The sequence below is a fragment of the Acidovorax sp. JMULE5 genome, assembly GCF_013376875.1.
Classification (GTDB): domain Bacteria; phylum Pseudomonadota; class Gammaproteobacteria; order Burkholderiales; family Burkholderiaceae_C; genus Acidovorax; species Acidovorax facilis.
In genome coordinates this window covers 1,382,101-1,395,022 of record NZ_CP035951.1, presented here as the reverse complement: position 1 = coordinate 1,395,022, position 12,922 = coordinate 1,382,101, and the positions used below count along the sequence as shown (strand labels likewise).

The following is a 12,922-nucleotide window of genomic DNA, read 5'->3' as shown; positions in this document are numbered from 1 at the left end:
CATCGATTCACAGGAGCCCACCATGAACGCCAACGACGCCATCATCGCCGCCGCCTCCAACACTGACCCCCGCCACGACGCCAGCCGCGTGATCCGCGCGCCGCGCGGCACAGAACTCACCTGCAAGAGCTGGCTCACCGAAGCGGCCTACCGCATGATCCAGAACAACCTGGACGCCGAAGTGGCCGAGCGCCCGCAAGACCTGGTGGTGTACGGCGGCATTGGCCGTGCCGCGCGCAACTGGGAGTGCTATGACCAGATCCTTGCCTCGCTCAAGGACCTGAACGACGACGAGACCCTGCTCATCCAGTCCGGCAAGCCCGTGGGCGTGTTCAAGACCCACGCCAACGCCCCACGCGTGCTGCTGGCCAACTCCAACCTCGTGCCCAAGTGGGCCAACTGGGAGCACTTCAGCGAACTGGACCAGAAGGGCCTGTTCATGTACGGCCAGATGACCGCTGGCAGCTGGATCTACATCGGCACGCAAGGCATCGTGCAGGGCACCTACGAGACCTTTGCCGAGGCCGGCCGCAAGCACTACGGCGGCTCGCTCGAAGGCAAGTGGATCCTGACCGCAGGCCTGGGTGGCATGGGCGGTGCACAGCCGCTCGCGGCCACGTTTGCGGGCGCGGTGTCGCTCAATATTGAATGCCAGCAAAGCAGCATCGACTTCCGCCTGCGCACGCGCTACGTGGACAAGCAGGCGCGCGACATCGACCATGCGTTTGAGCTGATCCAGCAGCACACCGCAGCCAAAGAGGCGGTGTCGATTGCGCTGCTGGGCAATGCTGCAGAAATTCTGCCCGAGCTGGTGCGCCGCGCCAAGGCCGGTGGCTTGAAGCCCGACCTGGTGACCGATCAAACGTCGGCCCACGACCTCGTCAACGGCTACCTGCCCGCAGGCTGGACGGTGGCGCAGTGGCGCGCCGCGCAGCAGGATGTGACCCAGCACGAGGTGCTGAAGAAGGCTGCAGCCAAGTCCTGCGCCGTGCACGTGCAGGCCATGCTCGACTTCCAGCACATGGGCATCCCGGTGGTGGACTACGGCAACAACATCCGCCAGGTGGCGTTTGACGAAGGCGTGAAGGACGCATTCGACTTCCCCGGCTTTGTGCCCGCGTACATCCGCCCGCTGTTCTGCGAAGGCAAGGGCCCGTTCCGCTGGGTGGCGCTGTCAGGCGACCCGGAAGACATCCGCAAGACCGACGCCAAGATCAAGGAGCTGTTCCCCGAGAACAAGCACGTGCACCGCTGGCTCGACATGGCGGGCGAGCGCATCGCCTTCCAGGGCCTGCCCGCCCGCATCTGCTGGCTGGGCCTGGGCGAGCGCCACATCGCAGGCCTGGCCTTCAACGAGATGGTGAAGAACGGTGAGCTGAAGGCGCCCATCGTCATCGGCCGCGACCACTTGGACACTGGCAGCGTGGCCAGCCCCAACCGTGAGACCGAAGGCATGAAGGACGGCACCGACGCCGTGAGCGACTGGCCGTTGCTCAACGCGCTGCTCAACACCGCAGGTGGCGCCACCTGGGTCAGCCTGCACCACGGCGGTGGTGTGGGCATGGGCTACTCGCAGCACTCGGGCATGGTCATCGTGGCCGATGGCACTGATGACGCAGCCGAGCGCCTGGCGCGTGTGCTGGTCAACGACTGCGGCAGCGGCGTGATGCGCCATGCCGACGCGGGCTACGAGCTGGCCGTGGAAACCGCCAAGAAGCAGGGGCTGAAGCTGCCCATGGTGAAGTGAAGGGGCGAGGGAGGGAGTGACAGGAATGTGAAAAAAGGGAACTGCATTCCCATTCGTTGGGAATGTCGGGTTTGAATGCCGCTGCAATCCTTTGATACTGAGTCCATGCCCACCCGTGGACCAACCTCCGTTGCCGCCGCCGACCGTGTTCTGCACGTGCTGGCGGTGCTGGCGCAACATGGGCAGCCCATGTCGGCGGCCGAGTTGATGGAGGCCACGGGCCTGGCGCGCAGCACGCTGTACCGCCAGTTGGCGCGGCTCAAGCAGTGGGGCTTTGTGCTGGAGAGCAGCGGGCACTACGCGCCCGGGCCGCTGAGCCTGCAACTGGCCCTGGGCTTTGACATGGCGTCGCACTTGGTGCACCACGCGCGGCCGGACATGCAGGCCCTGGCCCGGCAGTCCCATGAAAGCGTGGGGCTGGTGGTGGCCGTGAATGACAGCGTGGTGTGCCTGGACATGGTGGACAGCACGCAGGCCCTGCGCTGCTCGTTTGAAAAAGGGCGCAGCGTGCCGCTACGCGCAGGCGCGTCTGCCAAGTGCCTGCTCGCCCATGTGGCCCCGGCCACGCGCAATGCCATTCTGGATCTGCACTACGGCGCAGACACCCCTGAGCGCAAGGCTGCGCAGACGGAGCTGGAAGGTATTGCCAAGGCGGGTTACGCCGTCAGCTCCGGCGAAGTGGATGCCGGTGTCTGGGGCGTCAGCGTGCCCGTGTTCGGTTCTCCCCGGCAGGCTGCAGGAGCCATCACCCTGATGGCCCCCATCTTGCGGGCGCAAGGGCAGGAGGCCGCGCTTACCGGTATGGCCGTCGTCGCCGCAGCGCGCATCTCCCGCCAGCTCACTTCTCCCTGATTTCCCCCACCCCTCCCCAAGGAGCTTTCCCCATGAACCTTCGTCGCAACCTTCTTCTGGCCAGCCTGGCCGCCGCAGCCTTCTGCACCACGGGTGCACAGGCCCAGGACAACGTCCTGCGTGTGGGCACCGATGCCACGTTCCCACCCATGGAGTTTGTCGAGAACGGCAAACGCACGGGCTTCGACATCGAGCTGGTGGAGGCCATTGCCAAGACCATGGGCAAGCAGGTCGAGTGGGTGGACATCGACTTCAAGGGCCTGATTCCCGGCCTGATCTCCAAGCGTTTTGATATGGCGGTCTCGGCCATCTACATCACCGACGAGCGCAAGAAGGTGGTGGACTTCACCGACTCCTACTACGCCGGTGGCCTGGTGGTGATGGTGAAGGCCGACAACAAGGTCATCAACAAGCTGGCCGATCTGGATGGCAAGAAGGTCAGCGTGCAGGTGGGCACCAAGTCGGTGTCGTACCTGACCGAAAAATTCCCCAAGGTGCAGCGCGTTGAGGTCGAGAAGAACCAGGAGATGTTCAACCTGGTGGATATCGGCCGCGCCGACGCTGCCGTGACCGGCAAGCCCGCCGCGTTCCAGTATGTGCGCACCCGTCCTGGCCTGCGTGTGCTCGACGAGCAGCTCACCACCGAAGAGTACGGCATGGCCCTGCGCAAGGACACGCCCGAGCTGACGAAGGCCGTCAACGGCGCCATCGCCAAGCTCAAGGCCGATGGCACCTATGCGGCCATCGTCAAGAAGTGGTTCAGCAACAGCGCTGCCAAGTAAACAGCAGCCTAACGTTGCCGAACTGAGCCATGGAACTCGATTTTTCTCCTGTCTGGGCCGGGTTGCCCCAGTTGCTGGCGGGTGCGCTGGTCACTGTGGAAATCACGGCCGCCTCGCTGCTGCTGGGCTGCGTCATGGGCCTGCTGGTGGGCATTGGCCGCCTGAACCCCAAGCGCCGCGTGGTCTACGCCCTGTGCACCGCCTACGTGGCCGCGATACGCGGCACGCCGCTGCTGGTGCAGCTGTTCATCCTGTTCTTTGGCCTGCCGCAGTTCGGCATCCTGCTGCCCGCTTTTGTGTGCGGCGTGATCGGCCTGGGCATCTACTCGGGCGCCTATGTGTCCGAGGTGGTGCGCGGCGCCATCCAGTCCATTGACAAGGGGCAGATGGAGGCGGCGCGCTCCATCGGCATGTCCTCGGGCCTGGCCATGCGCACGGTGGTTCTGCCGCAGGCCGTGGTACGCATGATTCCGCCGCTTGGCAATGAGTTCATCGCGTTGATCAAGAACTCGGCGCTGGTGTCGCTGCTCACCATCCACGACCTGATGCACGAAGGGCAGAAGATCATCAGTGTGTCGTACCGCTCGCTGGAGGTGTACCTGGCAATTGCGGTGGTGTATTTCATCCTCACGGGTGTCACGTCGTTGGTGCTGCGCCGCATGGAGTTGCGCCTGCGTGCCGGGGGGATGGTGCAATGAAGAAAAATTCTGTGACGACTGGAGCAAGCCCATCCGCCGAGCCCATCGTGCGCATTCGCGGACTGCGCAAGTCGTTTGGCAACCATGTGGTGCTGAGCGGCATTGATTTTGACGTGCTGCCCTCGCAGGTGGTGGTGGTGATTGGGCCTAGCGGCTCTGGCAAAAGCACGTTTTTGCGCTGCTGCAACGGGCTGGAGCAGCCCGAAGGCGGCACGGTCGAGATCTGTGGCCGCACACTGGTGCAGGACGGCCGCATGCTGCCTGACCATGACCTGAACGCCCTGCGCGAAGAAGTGGGCATGGTGTTCCAGTCGTTCAACCTGTTCCCGCACCTGTCGGTGCTCGATAACGTGACGCTGGGCCCACGCAAGCTGCACGGCCTGTCGCGCAAGGAGGCCGAGGAGCGTGCCCAGGCCCTGCTGGCCAAGGTGGGCCTGGCGCACAAAGCCACGGCCATGCCCGCCAGCTTGTCGGGCGGACAGAAGCAGCGTGTGGCCATTGCCCGCGCGCTGGCCATGGAGCCGCGCGTGATGCTGTTCGATGAGCCGACCTCGGCGCTGGACCCGGAGCTGGTGGGCGAGGTGCTACAGGTCATGAAGCTGCTGGCCAGCGAAGGCATGACCATGATGGTGGTCACGCACGAAATGGACTTTGCACGCGACGTGGGCGACGTGGTGGTGGTGATGGACGGCGGCGGCATCATCGAGGCCGGTGAACCTGCCACCATCTTCACCAACCCGACGCAGGAGCGCACGCGCTCTTTCCTGCAAGCCGTGCTCACGCGCGCCTGAGGCCTGAGGCTGGGAGCGGCGTGGTGCACCATGGTCAATAACAATCAAGGAGACAACCCCGATGCCCCAGCCTTCATCTGCTTTGGACACACCCTTGCAAGCACGCTTTCAGCAGCGCTTGCAGGAGCGCCTGACCGCAGACGACATCGCGCGTTTTGACCGCGACGGCGCCATCTGCATCAAGCAGCTGCTCACGCCCGCAGAGGTGGCGCTGCTGCGCGATGGCATCGATGCCAACCTCGCCGCACCCAGCCCGCGTGCCAAGGTGGCCAGCCGGCCTGACGACCCGGGCCGCTTCTTCGAGGACTTCTGTAACTGGCAGGACATCCCGCAGTTTGGCCGTTTTGTGCGTGAGACACCGCTGGCCCTGGCCGCGCAGCGCCTGATGCAGTCACGCACCGTGCGGCTGTACCACGACCATGTGCTGGTGAAGGAGCCGGGCACGCGCCAGCGCACGCCCTGGCACCAGGACCAGCCGTACTACAACATCGAAGGCCAGCAGAACGTGAGCATGTGGATTCCGGTGGACCCGGTGTCTCGCGCTGCGACGCTGGAGTTTGTGGCCGGTTCGCATAAGGGGCCGTGGCTCATGCCGCGCACCTTCATGGACAACCAGGCGAAGTGGTTCCCCGAAGGCAGCCTGCAGGATCTGCCTGATGTCGAGGCTGACCGCGATGCCTTCCCCATCGTGGGCTGGGAGATCGAGCCCGGTGACGTGGTGTGTTTTCACATGCTCACGCTGCATGCGGCGGGTGGGGTAGAGGGCACTAACCGCCGCCGCGTGTTTTCGGTGCGGTTCCTCGGCGACGATACGCGCCATGCGCCCCGGCCGTGGAAGACCTCGCCCGAGTTTCCGGGCCTGGCCGACGAGTTGCCCGCTGGCGCGGAGATGGACCATCCGCTGTTCCCGCTGCTGGTCACGGGCGCAGAGCCGACCACCGCAACATCCTGATTGATGAACACGACAACAACGATGGCAATGCATTTTTTTGACCTGGCCACCACCCCCAGCATGCCCTGGAAAAACGGCGGCGGCAGCACGCAAGAGCTGGCCTGCTGGCCCCCGGGCGCCGACATGAACAGCTTTGAGTGGCGCGTGAGCCTGGCCACGGTGGACCGGCCCGGGCCGTTCTCGGTCTTCCCGGCCATTGATCGCCAGATCATGCTGCTGGGCGGTGACGGCCTGCACCTGAGCAGCCCTGGCTGGGAGCACCGGCTGGAGCAGCGCTGGCAACCGTTTGCTTTCTCGGGCGATGACGCGGTGGATGGCGCCATGCTGGGCGGCACCTCCAAGGACTTCAACCTGATGCAACGGCGGGGCCTGTGGCACGGGCCGCTGCAGGTGGTGGGCGATGCGCAGTCTCCGGGCGACACGCCCGCAGGCCTGTGCCTGGTGCTGCAGGGCGATTGGCAATGGGTGGCGCAGGGCGCCGGGCCGCGTGCGTTGGCGGCAGGGCAGGGCTTTTGGTGGGCGGGTGAGGGCGGTGCAACGCCGGGACAACTGGAGCCGCTGCATGCGGGGGCCGACGCCGATGCGCCCGCACTGGTCTGGATCGCCTTGCAGCGCGGTGCAGTCCCCAAAATTTGAATAAAAATGGCCGCCACCGCATGATAGATAAGCGCTGGTAGCTATTATTTATATAGCATTCAACACGGAGCCCACGGGTGGGCAGGCAGATGCAACACAAGGACAACCCCAGTCACCCCAATGGATGGGCCGCCAGCCAGAACGCCGATGGCGTGTGGCAAAACCTGAAACCCGCGCCCGGCCTGTGGGTGGCCGATGTGCCCGTGCCCGAGGGCCAGCCCGCCTGCGTGGTGGTGCAGCAAGGCCAGATGGCCTGGGTGGGGCCCGAGGCTCATGTGCCCGCCGCTTACCAGGCATTGCCGCGCCACGATGCGCGGGGCGCGCTTGCCACGCCCGGGCTGGTGGATTGCCACACGCATCTGGTCTACGGCGGCCAGCGTGCCAACGAATTCGCCATGCGCCTGGCCGGTGCCACCTATGAAGAAGTGGCCAAGGCGGGCGGGGGCATCGTGTCGTCGGTCAAGGCCACGCGTGCGGCGTCGGAAGATGAACTTTTTGCCGAGGCTGCGCCACGCCTGCGTGTTTTGCTCGATGAAGGCGTGTGCGCCGTCGAGATCAAATCGGGCTATGGCCTGGCGCTGGAACATGAGCGCAAACAGCTGCGCGTGGCCCGCCGCCTGGGCGAGGTGTTTGGCGTGACTGTCTGCACCACCTTCCTGGGCGCGCACGCGCTGCCGCCCGAGTACACAGGCCGTAGCCAAGCCTATGTCGATCTGGTCTGCAACGAGATGCTGCCCGCACTGGCCGCAGAAGGCCTGGTGGATGCAGTGGATGTGTTCTGCGAACGCATCGCCTTCACGCTGGCCGAGACACGCCAAGTCTTCCGGGCTGCGCAAAAGCTGGGCATCCCCGTCAAACTGCACGCCGAGCAGCTGTCGGACATGGGCGGAGCGGCGCTGGCTGCGCGCTACGGTGCGCTGTCGTGCGACCACATCGAACACCTGTCGGCCGATGGCATCGCCGCGATGAAAGCCGCTGGCACCGTGGCCGTGCTGCTGCCCGGCGCCTACTACACGCTGCGCGATACGCACCTGCCGCCCATTGCGCAGCTGCGCGAAGCCGGTGTGCCCATGGCCGTCTCCACCGACCACAACCCGGGCACCTCGCCCGCGCTCAGCCTGCTGCTCATGGCCAACATGGCCTGCACGCTGTTCCGCCTGACGGTGCCCGAGGCGCTGGCCGGTATCACCACCCACGCCGCGCGCGCGCTGGGCTTGCAAGATTCCCACGGCCTCATCGCATCTGGCAGGCCCGCCAACTTCGTGCTGTGGCCCGTGGGGGATGCGGCCGATTTGGCCTACTGGCTGGGCCAAAAGCCCGACTGCACCATCGTGCGGCAAGGGCGTATTGCAAGGGCAAGGAGTGGGGCATGAGCATGGCTGTATCGGAACTGCGCTTGGGCCCCATGCCCGCGCGTCAGCAGGGGCAGGGGGCGCCTGTGCTGCTGGTGCACGGTGCGCTGGCCGACGCGCGGATGTGGTCGGCCCACCAGAGCCATCTGGCTGCGCGCTGGAACACACTGGCCGTCACGCTGCGCTACTTTGGCACGCAGGCCTGGCCCGACGATGGTCCGCCCTTTGGGTTGGCCGCGCATCTGGACGACCTGGTGCGTGCCATCGACGCATGGGGCCAGGGCCCGGTGCATCTGGTGGCCTGGTCTTATTCAGCACATGCCGCTTTGTACATGGCGCGGCACCACGCCACGCGGCTGCGCAGCGTGTTCGTGTACGAGCCAGGCTTTCCGACCTATCTGCAGGAGCCGGAAGCGCTGGCACGCTTTCAGGCCGATGCACAGCTCATGTACGGCCCGCTGGCCGAGGCCGTTTTGCAGGGCGATCTGGCCGCTGCTACCCGCAGCCTCATGGATGCCTCGGGCCAGTCGCCGGGGTACTTTGACCGCCAGCCTGCAGAGCGGCGCGCCCTGCAACTGGACAACGCGCACACGCTGCCGCGCATCATGTCGCAGACGCCGCCGCTGCCGCTGTCTGCCGCCGACCTGGCGGCCATCACGCTCCCTGTGTGCATTGCCCAAGGCGGCGACACACGCCCCGTCTTTGGCGAAGTCGCCAGCGCTGCGGCGCGTGCCATGCCGCAGGCGCGCCATCTGGTGGTGCATCAGGCCACCCATATGTGGCCTGACGAGGCGCCGCAGGCTTTTTGCGACGCACTGGAAGCCTTCTGGCGCAGCGCCTACCCTTCTGGAGCGTGATCAATGAACGAGCTGTTTGCCCCGAACGCCCTGCTGCCCACCGGCTGGGCGCGCCATGTACTGCTGCAATGGGATGAGGCTGGGCGCCTTTGCACCGTCACACCGGATGCCGTTGTGCCACAGGGCACTCCCGTGGCCCCAGGGCCTGTGCTGCCTGGTATGCCCAATCTGCATTCGCACGCCTTCCAGCGCGCGTTTGCGGGCCTCACCGAGTACAGGGGGGAAAGTCAGGACAGCTTCTGGAGCTGGCGCAACCTGATGTACCGCTTTGCCGCACGCATCACGCCCGAGTCTCTGGAGGCCATCGCCACCTGGCTGTATGTGGAGATGCTGGAGGCCGGCTACACGTCGGTGTGCGAGTTCCATTACGTGCACCACGACCAGGATGGCACACCGTATGCCGACGATGCCACGCTGTCGCAGGCATTGCTGCGCGCAGCGCGCAACGCGGGCATGGGCGTCACGCTGCTGCCGGTGCTGTACCAGACCAGCGGGTTTGGCGCCAAGCCGCCGCGTGCAGACCAGGCCCGGTTCATCCGCAGCACGGACAACATGCTCTCATTATTGGAGCGGCTCACGCCCGCTGCACAGGCGCAAGGGGCTGTTTTGGGTCTTGCACCGCACTCGCTGCGTGCAGTGCCGCCCGACAGCCTGGCCGCTGCGGTGCAGGGCCTCACGGCGCTTAACCCCGAGGCCCCTATCCACATCCACATTGCTGAGCAGACGCAGGAGGTGGATGACTGCATTGCCTGGAGCGGCCAGCGCCCTGTGCAGTGGCTGCTGGAGCACGCGCCAGTGGATGAGCGCTGGTGCCTGGTGCATGCCACGCACATGACGCCGCAGGAATACGCCGATGCTGCCCGCACGGGTGCCGTGGCTGGCATCTGCCCCACCACGGAAGCCAACCTTGGCGACGGCATCTTCGACATGCCGCTGTGGCTGCAGCACGGCGGCCGCTGGGGCGTGGGCTCTGACAGCCATGCCTGCGTGAACGCGGCTGAGGAACTGCTGATGCTCGAATACGGCCAGCGCCTGTCGCTGCGCCAGCGCAATGTGCTGGCCAATGCGGCGCAGCCCGAGGTTGCGACGGCCATGACCTTGCAGGCCGTTGCAGGCGGGTCGCAGGCCGCAGGCCGCGCCATTGGCGGCATCGCAGTGGGGCAGCAGGCCGACCTGGTGGCGCTCGATGCGCAGCATGTGGCGCTGCGCGATCTGCCCCCGCACAGCATGCTGTCGGCCCATGTGTTTGGCAGCCACCGCACCTCCGCCATTGACAGTGTGTGGGTGGCGGGCCAGCGGCGCATCGCTGGTGGCCGACACGCACTGCACGGTGATGCTGCCCATGCGTTTGTGACCGCGCGTTCGGCCACCATCGCGCCAGATTGAACCCGTACCATTGGATTTGTGATGACGGATACCTCTCCACCACCTTTTGTTCTCTACCCCGGCACCGCACCACTGTTGGTGTCCATGCCCCACGCGGGCACCTATGTGCCCCCGGCCCTGGCGGCCCGCTTCACCGACGAGGCCCGCCAGGTGCCCGACACCGACTGGCACATGGAGCGGCTGTATGCGTTTGCCAAAGATATGGGCGCCTCCATCCTGGTGGCCACGCATTCACGGTATGTGGTCGATCTGAACCGCCCGCCCGACGGCGCCAGCCTGTACCCCGGCCAGAGCGTCACCGGCCTGTGCCCGGTCGATACCTTTGATGACACGCCCATCTACGCCCAAGGGGATGTGCCGGATGATGCTGAGGTGGCGGCGCGGCGCGATGCGGTGTGGGTGCCATACCACGCACAACTGCGTGCCGAGCTGGACCGCATCAGGGCTCAACATGGCGTGGCGGTGCTATGGGATGCGCATTCCATCCGCTCGGTGCTGCCGCGCTTTTTTGAGGGCAAGCTGCCCGACCTGAACCTGGGCACGGCCAATGGCGAAAGCTGCAACCCCGCCCTGGCGCAAGAACTGCTGTCGATTGCACAACAAGCCACTGGCTACATCGCCGTACTCAACGGCCGTTTCAAAGGCGGGCACATCACACGCCACTACGGCCAGCCGGAGCAAGGCGTGCATGCCATCCAGCTGGAAATGACACAGTGCAGCTACATGCAGGAGGCCTTGCCATTTGACTATCTGCCGGAGGTTGCGGCGCGCGTCCAGCCCCATCTGCAGCGCATGTTGACTGCGGCGCTGGCCTTCGCCACGTCAGCGTCAAAGGCTTGAGCTTGCTCAAGCTTGTGAGCTAACCCTCTCACTGTTGATGGGGGTTCGGTGCTACCATGGCTCAGCGGTCCGCATCAGGCCGCTGAGGGGGTACCCTGTTGGCCCACTCAAGCGGAAGGAGCCGCACCCCATGGATCCAACCGCCTATTACTACATGCCCCATTTCAAGCCTGGCGCTTCCGTCCAGTGGAAGCAGCAGCGCGAAACGGTCAGCCATGTGGTCATCCGTCGCAATGCGCTGATGATCTATCTGGTGGGCAACGACACTGCCGTGCACCCCGACACCCTGCAACTGGCCCCCACCGCGTTTCAGCTGACGCGCGTCCCGGACCGGATCTGACGGGCTGGTGCACAGTGCAGGGTGCTTACCACCCTTTGCCTGTCGCAAGGCTGCGGTCGCTCAGACCGCCCCGCGCTGTGCCATGGCCTCGCCCAGCTGAATCGCCCGCATCGGAGCCCACTGCGGGTTGAATTGCAGTGGCCCCTGGGGAAACAACATCACCACCGTGGAGCCAAGCAGGAAGCGGCCCATTTCTTCACCCTGCTGCAGGCTGACCTGACCTTTGGCGTAGTCCCACTGCCGTAGCGTGCCCGTGCGTGGCGGGTTGACCTGCCCGTGCCACATGGTGGCCATGCTGCCCACGATGGTGGCGCCCACCAGCACCAGCACAAAAGGCCCCTGGGCCGACTCAAAAAAGCACACCACGCGTTCATTGCGCGCGAACAGGCCGGGCACACCTCGTGCCGTGGTCGGGTTCACCGAAAACAGATCGCCCGGCACATGCACCATGCGCGTCAGCTCGCCCGCGCAGGGCATGTGGATCCGGTGGTAGTCGCGCGGGCTCAGGTACAGCGTGGCGAAGTGGCCGTTGTCAAAGCGGGCTGCTGCTTCCGCATCGCCGCCCAGCAAGGCGGTTGTGGAGTAGGTGTGCCCCTTGGCCTGGAAAATCTGGTCCTTCGCGATGGGACCAAACTGGCTGATGGCGCCATCCACGGGGCAGATCAGGTCTGCCGCCGCCAGCGGGCGGGCCCCGGGTTTCAACGCACGCGTGAAGAAGTCGTTGAACGATGCGTAGCTGGTGATGTCGGGGTTGGCGGCCTCGGCCATGTTGACGTTGTAGCGGGCCACAAAGCGGCGGATCACCGAGGTGGTTAGTCCGCCCAACTGGGCCGACGCAAATTTGCCAGCCAGGGTGGTCAGTGCCTGCTTGGGCAGGAGGTATTGCGGCAGAACTGCCAGGCGATCGGACACGGGCGAACCCCCTCGAAGACGAAAGCGGACGATTCTATCGGCGGGGCGCCATCGGCCGCATTCTTATACCCCGAGGTACTGGTCCAGCAGTTGCGGCTGCGCGTGCAATGCGTCGGAGCTGCCCTCGAACACCACCTGGCCCTTGACCAGGATGATGTTGCGGTCGGTGATCTGCGTGACGTGTTTCCAGTTCTTGTCCACGATCACGCTGCTGATGCCGCTGTCCTTGATCAGGCTGCAGATGCGCCAGATCTCGCGGGCGATCAGCGGGGCCAGGCCTTCGGTGGCTTCGTCGAGGATGAGCACGTCGGGGTTGGTCATCAGCGCGCGGCCAATGGTCAGCATCTGCTGCTCGCCCCCGCTGAGCTGCTGGCCGCCGTGGCCGAGGCGCTCCTTCAGGCGCGGGAAGGTCTCCAGCACACGCTCGTAGGTCCAGTCGCGCTGGCCGCGTGTGCCGGCGCGCGCGGCCATTTGCAGGTTCTCGACCACGCTCAGGTTGCCAAAGATGCCACGGCCTTCCGGCACGTAAGCGATTCCCAGACGCGCCACCTCATAGGGTGGCTTGCCCGTCATATCGCGGCCCGCCACGGCCACGCTGCCAGAGCGGGGCTTGACCAGGCCCATCAGGGACTTGAGCAGGGTGCTCTTGCCCATGCCGTTGCGGCCCATGAGGCCGATGGTTTCGCCCTGGCCCACGGTGAAATCAATGCCGTGCAGGACGTGGCTGCTGCCGTAGAAGGTGTGGATGCCCTTGGCATCAATCCATGGTGCGCTCAT

At 65.6% G+C, this 12,922-nt stretch carries 14 protein-coding genes; 12 read left to right on the top strand and 2 right to left on the bottom strand.

Annotated elements, in window-relative coordinates:
* Positions 1–22 precede the first annotated feature (22 nt).
* From hutU to EXV95_RS06235, 12 genes are all read left to right on the top strand, one after another.
* Positions 23–1,747 (top strand): urocanate hydratase, encoded by a 1,725-nt coding sequence (gene hutU / locus EXV95_RS06290; protein WP_176886222.1) that lies wholly within the window; start codon positions 23–25, stop codon positions 1,745–1,747.
* Between the two features lie 75 nt (positions 1,748–1,822).
* Complete coding sequence (locus EXV95_RS06285) at positions 1,823–2,599, top strand: IclR family transcriptional regulator (RefSeq protein WP_055394087.1); 777 nt, start codon at positions 1,823–1,825, stop codon at positions 2,597–2,599.
* Between the two features lie 32 nt (positions 2,600–2,631).
* Positions 2,632–3,381 carry a glutamine ABC transporter substrate-binding protein gene (locus tag EXV95_RS06280; RefSeq protein WP_176886221.1) on the top strand — a complete coding sequence of 250 codons (750 nt, stop codon included), beginning with the start codon at positions 2,632–2,634 and terminating at the stop codon, positions 3,379–3,381.
* A 29-nt stretch (positions 3,382–3,410) separates the two neighbouring features.
* Positions 3,411–4,079, top strand: a complete 669-nt coding sequence (locus EXV95_RS06275; protein ID WP_010465675.1) for an amino acid ABC transporter permease — start codon at positions 3,411–3,413, stop codon at positions 4,077–4,079.
* On the top strand, positions 4,076–4,870 hold the full coding sequence (locus tag EXV95_RS06270; RefSeq protein WP_304503269.1) for an amino acid ABC transporter ATP-binding protein: 795 nt from the start codon (positions 4,076–4,078) through the stop codon (positions 4,868–4,870). Before EXV95_RS06275 ends, EXV95_RS06270 begins: the two co-directional genes overlap by 4 nt.
* A 61-nt stretch (positions 4,871–4,931) precedes the next feature.
* Positions 4,932–5,822 carry a phytanoyl-CoA dioxygenase family protein gene (locus EXV95_RS06265; RefSeq protein WP_176886220.1) on the top strand — a complete coding sequence of 297 codons (891 nt, stop codon included), beginning with the start codon at positions 4,932–4,934 and terminating at the stop codon, positions 5,820–5,822.
* A 21-nt stretch (positions 5,823–5,843) separates the two neighbouring features.
* Positions 5,844–6,458 (top strand): HutD family protein, encoded by a 615-nt coding sequence (locus EXV95_RS06260; protein WP_176886219.1) that lies wholly within the window; start codon positions 5,844–5,846, stop codon positions 6,456–6,458.
* A gap of 89 nt (positions 6,459–6,547) precedes the next feature.
* Positions 6,548–7,831 (top strand): imidazolonepropionase, encoded by a 1,284-nt coding sequence (gene hutI, locus EXV95_RS06255; RefSeq protein ID WP_176886218.1) that lies wholly within the window; start codon positions 6,548–6,550, stop codon positions 7,829–7,831.
* The gene (locus EXV95_RS06250; RefSeq protein ID WP_176886217.1) at positions 7,828–8,667 is read left to right on the top strand and encodes an alpha/beta fold hydrolase; all 840 of its coding nucleotides are present in this window, start codon (positions 7,828–7,830) and stop codon (positions 8,665–8,667) included. The genes hutI and EXV95_RS06250 overlap by 4 nt, the downstream gene beginning before the upstream one ends.
* 3 nt (positions 8,668–8,670) lie before the next feature.
* On the top strand, positions 8,671–10,053 hold the full coding sequence (locus tag EXV95_RS06245) for a formimidoylglutamate deiminase (RefSeq protein ID WP_176886216.1): 1,383 nt from the start codon (positions 8,671–8,673) through the stop codon (positions 10,051–10,053).
* 21 nt (positions 10,054–10,074) lie between these two features.
* Positions 10,075–10,893, top strand: a complete 819-nt coding sequence (hutG, locus tag EXV95_RS06240) for an N-formylglutamate deformylase (RefSeq protein ID WP_176886215.1) — start codon at positions 10,075–10,077, stop codon at positions 10,891–10,893.
* Positions 10,894–11,023: 130 nt separating this feature from the next.
* Positions 11,024–11,233, top strand: a complete 210-nt coding sequence (locus EXV95_RS06235) for a hypothetical protein (protein WP_055394068.1) — start codon at positions 11,024–11,026, stop codon at positions 11,231–11,233.
* A 60-nt stretch (positions 11,234–11,293) separates the two neighbouring features.
* On the opposite strand, the gene asd is transcribed toward EXV95_RS06235, so the two are convergent.
* Positions 11,294–12,145: an archaetidylserine decarboxylase gene (asd, locus tag EXV95_RS06230; protein WP_176886214.1), complete on the bottom strand. Its 852-nt coding sequence runs from the start codon at positions 12,143–12,145 to the stop codon at positions 11,294–11,296.
* A gap of 63 nt (positions 12,146–12,208) precedes the next feature.
* The gene (locus tag EXV95_RS06225) at positions 12,209–12,922 is read right to left on the bottom strand and encodes an ABC transporter ATP-binding protein (protein WP_121420388.1); all 714 of its coding nucleotides are present in this window, start codon (positions 12,920–12,922) and stop codon (positions 12,209–12,211) included.

Coding starts and splice junctions, on each gene's coding strand:
- hutU (WP_176886222.1), top strand. CDS start 23: ATGAACGCCAACGACGCCATCATCGCCGCCGCCTCCAACACTGACCCC.
- EXV95_RS06285 (WP_055394087.1), top strand. CDS start 1,823: ATGCCGCTGCAATCCTTTGATACTGAGTCCATGCCCACCCGTGGACCA.
- EXV95_RS06280 (WP_176886221.1), top strand. CDS start 2,632: ATGAACCTTCGTCGCAACCTTCTTCTGGCCAGCCTGGCCGCCGCAGCC.
- EXV95_RS06275 (WP_010465675.1), top strand. CDS start 3,411: ATGGAACTCGATTTTTCTCCTGTCTGGGCCGGGTTGCCCCAGTTGCTG.
- EXV95_RS06270 (WP_304503269.1), top strand. CDS start 4,076: ATGAAGAAAAATTCTGTGACGACTGGAGCAAGCCCATCCGCCGAGCCC.
- EXV95_RS06265 (WP_176886220.1), top strand. CDS start 4,932: ATGCCCCAGCCTTCATCTGCTTTGGACACACCCTTGCAAGCACGCTTT.
- EXV95_RS06260 (WP_176886219.1), top strand. CDS start 5,844: ATGGCAATGCATTTTTTTGACCTGGCCACCACCCCCAGCATGCCCTGG.
- hutI (WP_176886218.1), top strand. CDS start 6,548: ATGCAACACAAGGACAACCCCAGTCACCCCAATGGATGGGCCGCCAGC.
- EXV95_RS06250 (WP_176886217.1), top strand. CDS start 7,828: ATGAGCATGGCTGTATCGGAACTGCGCTTGGGCCCCATGCCCGCGCGT.
- EXV95_RS06245 (WP_176886216.1), top strand. CDS start 8,671: ATGAACGAGCTGTTTGCCCCGAACGCCCTGCTGCCCACCGGCTGGGCG.
- hutG (WP_176886215.1), top strand. CDS start 10,075: ATGACGGATACCTCTCCACCACCTTTTGTTCTCTACCCCGGCACCGCA.
- EXV95_RS06235 (WP_055394068.1), top strand. CDS start 11,024: ATGGATCCAACCGCCTATTACTACATGCCCCATTTCAAGCCTGGCGCT.
- EXV95_RS06225 (WP_121420388.1), bottom strand. CDS start 12,922: ATGAGCGCACCATGGATTGATGCCAAGGGCATCCACACCTTCTACGGC.